The sequence below is a fragment of the Stenotrophomonas sp. HMSC10F07 genome (genome assembly GCF_001807895.1).
Lineage (GTDB): Bacteria > Pseudomonadota > Gammaproteobacteria > Xanthomonadales > Xanthomonadaceae > Stenotrophomonas > Stenotrophomonas sepilia.
On the sequence record NZ_KV791349.1, the window covers coordinates 1 to 7,766 of the forward strand.

Below are 7,766 nucleotides of genomic sequence, written 5' to 3' on the forward strand. Positions count from 1 at the left end.
ACCAGTGCACAGGTGGGTGTCAGTTGCAGCTGGTAATAGGTCGCCTTCAGCCCGCGGTCGATTCGATTGCGGGTTGATATCAAGGCGGGAGGTGTGGCTGCCGGACTGGGGTTCGCGGCCACGGCGTGAAGGGCGCGACAGGGATTGTCGCGTCCGAGACTTGTTTGCCGGGATCTGCAGCGGTGAGTGACGTGACCTTTCGATTCTGCCGGTTTGGCAGAAAGCATCAATGAGCGTTCCACGATGTGATGTGTACAGGATGGCGCCGCAGCGGACATCCCGCTGCCGGGATTGGAACCCCCGGACGAAACTGAAGATCTGCCTGTCGTGACTACGGCGGGCGCTGCGTGTGGCCGTCTGGTCATCGGAGTTCTTCTTCAGTTTCTCCGGGTTCCAACCTCGCATCGCCCGCCACCCTTGCGGTGGCCCTCGCACCCAAGGAGTTTCCGCATGAAACACACGCGTCCGCTCAGCCCGGCCATGGAATCGCTGTTCCAGCGTATCGAACATGCCCTCAACAGTGCCGAAGGCATGGCCATCCTCATCGGCGAGCAGTACGGCCCCGAGCCGAAGCCACCCGCGCCCATGGGGTACAACGCCAAAGAGATCGCCAACGCGATGGTCATGCTGAGCCAGCATGGTCGGTCGTTGCTGCAGAAGTTGCGCGCGGAAGCGGAAAGGGTGACCTATCACTAGCCCGCGATGCAGCCGAGCCCGCTCGGCCGTGCGGACCACACGCAATGATTGCTGCTCTCAACCTGGCAATGCGCCCTGCAACGTGGCGAGGTCGGCGTTGTCGACTGGCCTCACCACCCGCGCCACTTCCTGGCCGTCATGCAGCAGCACCACGGTGGGCCACAGTTTTACCTTGAATGCACGCCCCAGTGGCTTTCCCTTGCCATCCTCGATCTTCCAGTGCACCAGATCGTGGGCGTCCACAAATGCCTGGAGTGCTGGCTGCGCGGCCTGGCAATGGCCACACCAAGGTGCACCGAACTCGAGCAGTTGCCAGCCGGTCTGAGCTTCCACGTCGGCGCCCGCAGGCTCCGCCGCCGGGTAGTCACGCATGAACGGCATGCCGGTTACGCCGCCAACGCCTTCTGGATATCCGCCAACGGTGCGTTGGTCAGGTCCTTGGCGATATCGCCCAGCAGGCGCGCCTGGACTTCCTTGTGCAGCAGCGGGCGGATGCGGCCCAACGTGGTCGGATCGGCCACCAGTACCAGATGTGCGTAGCGATTGTGCAAGGCATCCTCGTTGAGCTGCTCGGCTACCTGCTTGGCGAACGTCGCTTCATTGAGCTGCGAGATGGACATATCCTTCGGCACCGCGCCGGCCGGCCCCTGCCCGGATACACCCTGCTCGCTGATGTCCTGCAGGCGCAGTTCGCCTTCCTGCTTCAACGCCAGTTGATGTTCGTTGCCGACGTTGGTGAACACGCGGGCCGAACCACCATCGGCGACGATGATCAGCGTGCCTTCGGGAATGCGACGGGTCATGCGGTGCTCCTTCTCGATTGCGTTCAGCGCTACCGTAGACAGCGTTGCGTGAGCGCTGCGGCCAGAGTTCGTTCAACGCATGTCATTGCACGCTGCGCGGATGAACAGGCGTGATGGAACACAGCGTGCAGATCAGCCCGCTTCTCTGCATGCTCACGCCGATGCCGTTATGATGAACGGATGATCGACACGACCCACTACGTGACGGGCGCACCTGTTACGTGGGAAGCACTGCCGACCGGCGCTTCGCTTGCCACGATGGCTCCCGCCCTGCCCTTCCACCGCCTCGCGCTGGATCCTGGCGGATGACGCCCGCAGGCGCTCTGGCCTGCCCTCCCTACGCTGCTGTGACCTCCGGCCGCTGACTGCGCGACCGCAGTGATCCTGTTGCTGCGTTTCCGCCGTTGCGGCGGTGCGTTGCCGTGCGCGTGGGGTCGTGCCTGCACACATTCCCCGGCCCCCACGCCACTCACCGATGCCCCTGCGCCACCTGCGCCTGCATCGCCGTTTCCGATTTCCGGGACCTAGCCCACCGTCTATTCACCTCTTCCACTTACAAGGGAGCCCCATGCAGGACACCCCCGAGGCACACGCCCATTTCGGCTGGTTCAAACGCCGCCGCCACCTGAAGGTCGATGAGATCACCGTCGTCGACAAGCCCATGCTCAAGCGCGCCGTCGGCGCGGCCGCACTTGGCAATGCCATGGAGTGGTTCGACTTTGGTGTCTACGGCTATCTGGCCGTCACCATCGGCCAGGTGTTTTTCCCGTCCAGCAACCCCACCGCGCAGGTGATCGCCGCGTTCGCCACCTTCACCGTAGCGTTCCTGGTACGGCCGCTGGGCGGTCTGGTGTTCGGCCCGCTGGGTGATCGCTACGGCCGCCAGAAAGTGCTGGCGTTCACCATGATCCTGATGGCGCTGGGCACGTTTGCCATCGGCCTGATTCCCTCGTATGAGCGCATCGGTATCTGGGCACCGGTGCTGTTGCTGCTCGCACGCGTGGTGCAGGGCTTTTCCACCGGCGGTGAATATGGCGGCGCGGCGACCTTCATCGCCGAATACTCCACCGACCGCAACCGCGGCCTGATGGGCAGCTGGCTGGAGTTCGGCACGCTGGGCGGCTATATCGCCGGCGCCGGTACCGTGACCGCGCTGCACATGGTGTTGAGCAGCGAACAGATGCTGGACTGGGGCTGGCGCATTCCGTTCCTGGTGGCCGGCCCGCTGGGCCTGCTCGGCCTGTACATGCGCATGAAGCTGGAGGAAACACCGGCGTTCCGCGCCTTCGCCGAAGAAGCCGAGAAGCGCGAGCATGACCGCCCGGGGCTGGGCGCGCTGTTCCAGGTGCACGGTCGCCAGCTGCTGGTGTGCATGGGCCTGGTACTGGTGTTCAACGTCACCGACTACATGCTGCTGACCTACATGCCCAGCTACCTCAGCGTCACCATGGGCTATGCCGAGAGCAAGGGCCTGCTGCTGATCATCATCGTGATGCTGGTGATGATGCCGCTGAACATCGTCGGCGGATTGTTCAGCGACAGGCTGGGCCGCCGGCCGATGATCATTGGCGCCTGCATCGCGCTGCTGGTGTTGGCGGTGCCCTGCCTGCTGCTGGTGGGCAGCGGCAATGACGGACTGATCTTCCTGGGCCTGATGCTGCTGGGGCTGGCGCTGGTGTGCTTCACCAGCTCGATGCCGTCCACGCTGCCGGCGCTGTTCTACACCCCGGTGCGCTACAGCGCGCTGTCGATCGCCTTCAATGTGTCGGTGTCGCTGTTCGGTGGCACCACGCCGCTGGTGACCGCGTGGCTGGTGGAGCGTACCGGCGACCCGCTGGTGCCGGCCTATTACCTGATGGGCGCGGCGGTGATCGGCCTGGTGACCATGCTGTTCGTGAAGGAAACCGCCGGCCTGCCGCTGCGCGGTTCACCGCCGGCCGTCGGCAGCGACAAGGAAGCGGCCGCGCTGTTGAAGAGCGATGTGCCGGTGACGGTGGACCCGACCCTGCCACCGCTGCCGGATGTTGCCGAGCCCGAGCAGGTGAAGCCTGCCTGAGGCCGGGTGCAGAATGCGATCCACGCATGGCGTGGATCGATGGGCCAGGTGGCGCCGGGTGGATAGGCCCGGCGCTGCATGGCGCTACGTCTTGATGCGGGTCAGCTTCCCCGGCGTCCAACGCAGCGTCCAGGTGTAGTTTCCGTCCGGCGGACAGACGTGGCGGAAATCGCGGGGAATTTCGCAGACCGTTGCGCCTGCGGTAACGGTGAAGGCAACGATGATCCGGTTGCCTTCGATTCGGATCGACTGCACCGCGCCCGGAATCTGGATGCCGGCATCATCGCCATAGCCATACCTGCGGATGGCGGCATAGTCCTCTGCCTCCACCGGAGACAGGCTCTTCGGGTTCTCCTGGCCACGCGGATCGTTCGCTGTCAGCGCCGTCATCACCGCCACCACATTGCTCTGCGCGAAGCTGCCGCCGGTGTAGGTGGACGTGTAGAAATACACGACCTCGGCACGGCCATCGCCATCGAGATCGGCAACAGCGGTCCACACCGGACGGAACTCGGATTCGATGTCATCGCCGGGAATCAGCCGCAGATTGGCTTCGGCGGCCCGATACGCCTGTACCAGGCTGGGCGGCGCCACCTCCCGCTTGGACGCGGCCGGCGCGGCCATCGCCGTCAGGCTGGACAGCGCCAGCGCAGCAAGCGCCAGCCAGGTCGAAGTGGAGCGGAACATCGCAGGTCCGTGCATGTCATCCTCCTTGGGTGTGCGGCCAGTCTAACCACAGCCAAGGCATCCCCGCATGGCGTGGATCTAGCGCGGGGTGTTCGATTCCATTGCACGCATCACGATGGGCTTGGCCCAGCCGGGCGTGTGCAGCAGGTCGGCTACGGCAATCGGGTACTGCAGTTCGCCTGCAGCCATGGCCAATACCGGCAGCGGCACCACGCAACCCTGCCCGTCGGCCGGTGCGCTGTTGTCGTAGACGTGCAACTCGGCCAGGTGCGGCAGCAGCTCCAGCAGGTTCGCGCGCGCGGAATCGAAACGCGCGCGGATCTTCTCGACTGGAATGTCATGGCCACCGGCGGCCACCCGCGCAGCAACACGGGCGATATGCAGCTCAACATCGGCCAGCCCACAGAACCAGATCGCCACCTGATGCCGTTCGCAGGCCTCACGCAGCAGGCGCGGAATGGTGTTGCCGCCGAGCGTCGTCTCGAAGGCGAAGTCGGTGCCATCGGCCATGGCCTGGCGCAGGCGGCGGGTGCCTTCCTGCCATGCCTCGGCGTTGGCCTCCGGCAGCGACCAGCCGGCGTCGACCAGGCGACGGGTGAACGCGTCCGGGTTGAACCAGCTCAGCCCTTCGGCGTCCAGCCAGGTGCCCAGCAGCGAACTCTTGCCGGCGCCATTGACACCGGCCAGCGCCAGGATGCGTCCCATCGATCAGAGCGGGCGGCCGAGGGTGACCTTGCGGCCGCGCCGGATCGGCTGGCCCAGCACCTTGCCCAGCCCTTCACCGCGCTGCAGCCCGGCCAGGGTCTGGTCGAACTCGCGGCGCAGGCGCTGCAGTTCCTCGTTGCGCTCACCGGCATCGCCGCCAGCGGCCTTGGCCAGCAGTTCCTGGTAGGTGCGGATGTCCACGATCACCGCTTCCGGGTGATTGTGGTTGGTGATGACCAGCGCCTGCTTTTCGCGCACGGTGCGCATCAGGCTCGGCCAGCCGCGGGTCTTCACCGACGAGGCCGGGGCCTTCTCGAGGCCAGGCAGATCCAGCGGCAGGGTCATGGCACGGCTCCAGGCGGGGCGGATGGGAACCACTATACCCAATTTGGCCAAATTGGAGATAAATGCCCTTTTACCCAGCCAGCCCGGTGTCCGGGGCGTCGGTCTGCAGCAGGCTGTCGCGATCGCGCAGCGGGAAGCGGATCCAGGCATCCAGGCCTTGCGGGGTAAAGCGCAGCTCGCCGCTGCCGGCCAGTTCATAGGGCACCCGCTGCTCGATCAGGACCCGGCCCAGGCCACGCTGGCGTGGCATCTCCCACCCCTCCACCTCGGCATGGCGCTCGCACCAGTGCAGGCCCAGCCACGGCTGCCCGTCCTGCACCTGCAGGTGCCAGCAGACATCGACCCGCCCGTCCTCGTGGGCCAGCGCGCCGTGCCGGAGCGCATTGGCGGCCAGCTCATGGATGGCCAGCGACAGTACTTCGGCCGCCTTCGGTGGCAACAGCACATCCTCACCCTGCAGGTGACAGGCGGCGGCCGCCGGTGCCTGCGCCGCGATCTCCTCCTCGAGCATGCCGCGCAGGCAGACCCCTACATTGGCGCCGCGGGTCAACAGGCTCTGCGTGCGCGCCAGTGACATCAGCCGCGCGCACAGGCGCTCGGCATACTCGTCCACGCTGCCGACCGATACGCGGGTCCGCCAGGCAATGGCATGGATGGTCGACATGATGTTGCGCACCCGATGCTGCAGTTCGGCCAGCAGCACCGACTGGCGCTCGGTGGCACGCTTGAGATCGTCGATGTCCACGGCGATCGCGAACACGCCACTCACCCCGCCATCGGCATCACGCAACGGTGCGGCGGCGACGCGTGTCCAGCGCGCGCGCCCGTCGTCATGGATGAACTGGAACTCCAGGCCTGGGACCATCGTCTCCCCCCGCAGGGCGCGGGCGATGGCGAAATCGTGGGGTTCGATGCGCGAGCCATCGGGATGCGTACCCTGCCACCGGTAATGGTTGGGGCGATCCGTGGAGGGCACCTTGCCGGTGGGAAGATAGGTCCGCATCTGGTCGTTGGACAGCTGCAGGTTGCCGTCGGCGTCGACAATGCAGACACCCACCGGCAGCACCTTGAAGGCCAGCGCCAACCGGCGGTCGCTCTCACGGCGCTTCTGTTCCTCGCGTTCGCGGGCCGCCTGCGCGACGTGCGCAGCGGTCGTTTCGAACATGGTCACCAGCACGCCGTTGATGCACCCGTCCTCTCCGCGTATGGGGCTGTAGGTGATGGTGAACCAGACATCCTCCAAGCGCCCCCGCCGCGCCAGCGGATAGAGCTTGTCCTCATAGGTGATGGTCTCGCCCTGCCACACACGCTGGTAGATCGGGCCATTGATGTGCCAGACCTCGGGCCAGCACTCGCGCGTCGGCTGGCCCAGTCCGCCAGGATGCTTGTCAGCCAGGATCTCGGCATAGCCATCGTTGTAGAGCTGCACCAGCTGCTCGCCCCACAGCACAATCATCGGGAAGCCGTGCGCAAGCATCAGGTCGACGGTGGCGCGCAGGTGCGGCGGCCATTGCTCGATCGCACCCAATGGCGTGTCTGACCAGTCGTGCCGGGCAATGCGGGCGGCCATGCCGTCATGGCGCGCATGGGCCTGCAGCGACGGCGGCATGCCTGCCGGGCGCTCAACGGCCCGGAGGCCTTCGGTGCGGCGCGACATGCCGCGCAATCAGGCGATGCCCGCAGGGGCCTGCGGCGTCGCCACCAGTCCCGCCAGCTGCTGGACCAGGGCCTCGATGTGATAGGGCTTGGTGCAGCGGGGCGCATCCGCGAAGCGGCTGGGCAGGTTGTCATCGTAGCCAGAGGTCAGCATGAACGGCGTACCCGCTTCGGCCAGCCGGTCGGCCAGCGGGTACACCTGTTCACCGCCCAGGTTGATGTCCAGCAGGGCCACATCGATGGGGTTGTCATCCAGCAGCCGGCCGAGTGCCTGCAGGTCCCCGGCCGGCCCCACCACCTGCGCGCCCTTCAGCTCCAGGTAGTCCACCAGGAACATCGCGATGGCGAATTCATCTTCCGCCACCAGTACTCTCAACCCTTTCAGGCCTTCTGGTTTGTTGCCCGCTTCCAGCACGACCGGCGCTCCTCGATACACGCGGCCCACCTCCGCCGCAACGGTCGTAGGATGCGCGAACCGGGCTACAAGGGCGCGTGATGATCGATGAAGATCGCAGCCGCGGCGCATTCACTCCGGCATGGCAGCTTCCATGCCGAGCTTCGCTCGGAACGTGACGAGGATGGCCGTTTCCACGTGCACCGCGTGCTGCATGCCAGCGCCGAGCTGAGTGATGCCCAGTGGCAGCGGTTGCTGGAGGTGGTGGAGAAGACCCCGGTGACCCTGGTGATGCGCGAGGGTGCACGCATCACCAGTGAGCGCGGGGGGGCAGCGTAGCCCCATCCACGCATGGCGTGGATCTACAGACGACGCTCGCCGGGCATGGCCCGGCGCTACCGGAGCGGCGCGGGGCCATCGGGTA

9 protein-coding genes and 1 pseudogene are annotated in these 7,766 nt (G+C 66.1%); 3 read left to right on the top strand and 7 right to left on the bottom strand.

What is annotated here, in order from left to right; all coding sequences use genetic code 11:
• Positions 1-450: 450 nt before the first annotated feature.
• Positions 451-696, top strand: coding sequence for a hypothetical protein (locus HMPREF3114_RS05920; RefSeq protein WP_053500445.1), 246 nt, complete (start codon positions 451-453; stop codon positions 694-696).
• 57 nt (positions 697-753) lie between these two features.
• Here the strand turns inward: HMPREF3114_RS05920 and HMPREF3114_RS05925 are convergent, their stop codons facing one another.
• Together HMPREF3114_RS05925 and HMPREF3114_RS05930 are read right to left on the bottom strand one after the other, a co-directional pair.
• Positions 754-1,077 carry a thioredoxin family protein gene (locus HMPREF3114_RS05925; RefSeq protein ID WP_053500444.1) on the bottom strand — a complete coding sequence of 108 codons (324 nt, stop codon included), beginning with the start codon at positions 1,075-1,077 and terminating at the stop codon, positions 754-756.
• Between the two features lie 5 nt (positions 1,078-1,082).
• Positions 1,083-1,499 (bottom strand): host attachment family protein, encoded by a 417-nt coding sequence (locus HMPREF3114_RS05930; protein ID WP_053500442.1) that lies wholly within the window; start codon positions 1,497-1,499, stop codon positions 1,083-1,085.
• Positions 1,500-2,067: 568 nt separating this feature from the next.
• Here HMPREF3114_RS05930 and proP point away from each other — a divergent pair.
• The gene (proP, locus tag HMPREF3114_RS05935) at positions 2,068-3,555 is read left to right on the top strand and encodes a glycine betaine/L-proline transporter ProP (protein WP_053500440.1); all 1,488 of its coding nucleotides are present in this window, start codon (positions 2,068-2,070) and stop codon (positions 3,553-3,555) included.
• Between the two features lie 84 nt (positions 3,556-3,639).
• Here proP and HMPREF3114_RS05940 read toward each other — a convergent pair whose 3' ends face one another.
• The 5 genes from HMPREF3114_RS05940 to HMPREF3114_RS05960 all read right to left on the bottom strand — a co-directional run bounded on the left by HMPREF3114_RS05940 (position 3,640) and on the right by HMPREF3114_RS05960 (position 7,363).
• Complete coding sequence (locus HMPREF3114_RS05940) at positions 3,640-4,257, bottom strand: hypothetical protein (protein ID WP_053500439.1); 618 nt, start codon at positions 4,255-4,257, stop codon at positions 3,640-3,642.
• 63 nt (positions 4,258-4,320) lie between these two features.
• The gene (locus HMPREF3114_RS05945; protein WP_053500437.1) at positions 4,321-4,947 is read right to left on the bottom strand and encodes an ATPase; all 627 of its coding nucleotides are present in this window, start codon (positions 4,945-4,947) and stop codon (positions 4,321-4,323) included.
• A 3-nt stretch (positions 4,948-4,950) separates the two neighbouring features.
• Positions 4,951-5,292, bottom strand: a complete 342-nt coding sequence (locus tag HMPREF3114_RS05950; RefSeq protein WP_005416745.1) for a type II toxin-antitoxin system prevent-host-death family antitoxin — start codon at positions 5,290-5,292, stop codon at positions 4,951-4,953.
• A 70-nt stretch (positions 5,293-5,362) separates the two neighbouring features.
• The gene (locus HMPREF3114_RS05955) at positions 5,363-6,949 is read right to left on the bottom strand and encodes a sensor histidine kinase (protein WP_070489352.1); all 1,587 of its coding nucleotides are present in this window, start codon (positions 6,947-6,949) and stop codon (positions 5,363-5,365) included.
• A gap of 9 nt (positions 6,950-6,958) precedes the next feature.
• On the bottom strand, positions 6,959-7,363 hold the full coding sequence (locus HMPREF3114_RS05960) for a response regulator (RefSeq protein ID WP_005416747.1): 405 nt from the start codon (positions 7,361-7,363) through the stop codon (positions 6,959-6,961).
• A 129-nt stretch (positions 7,364-7,492) separates the two neighbouring features.
• Here HMPREF3114_RS05960 and HMPREF3114_RS05965 point away from each other — a divergent pair.
• Positions 7,493-7,681, top strand: a pseudogene (locus tag HMPREF3114_RS05965) (OsmC family peroxiredoxin); the annotation flags it as partial.
• Between the last annotated feature and the right edge of the window lie 85 nt (positions 7,682-7,766).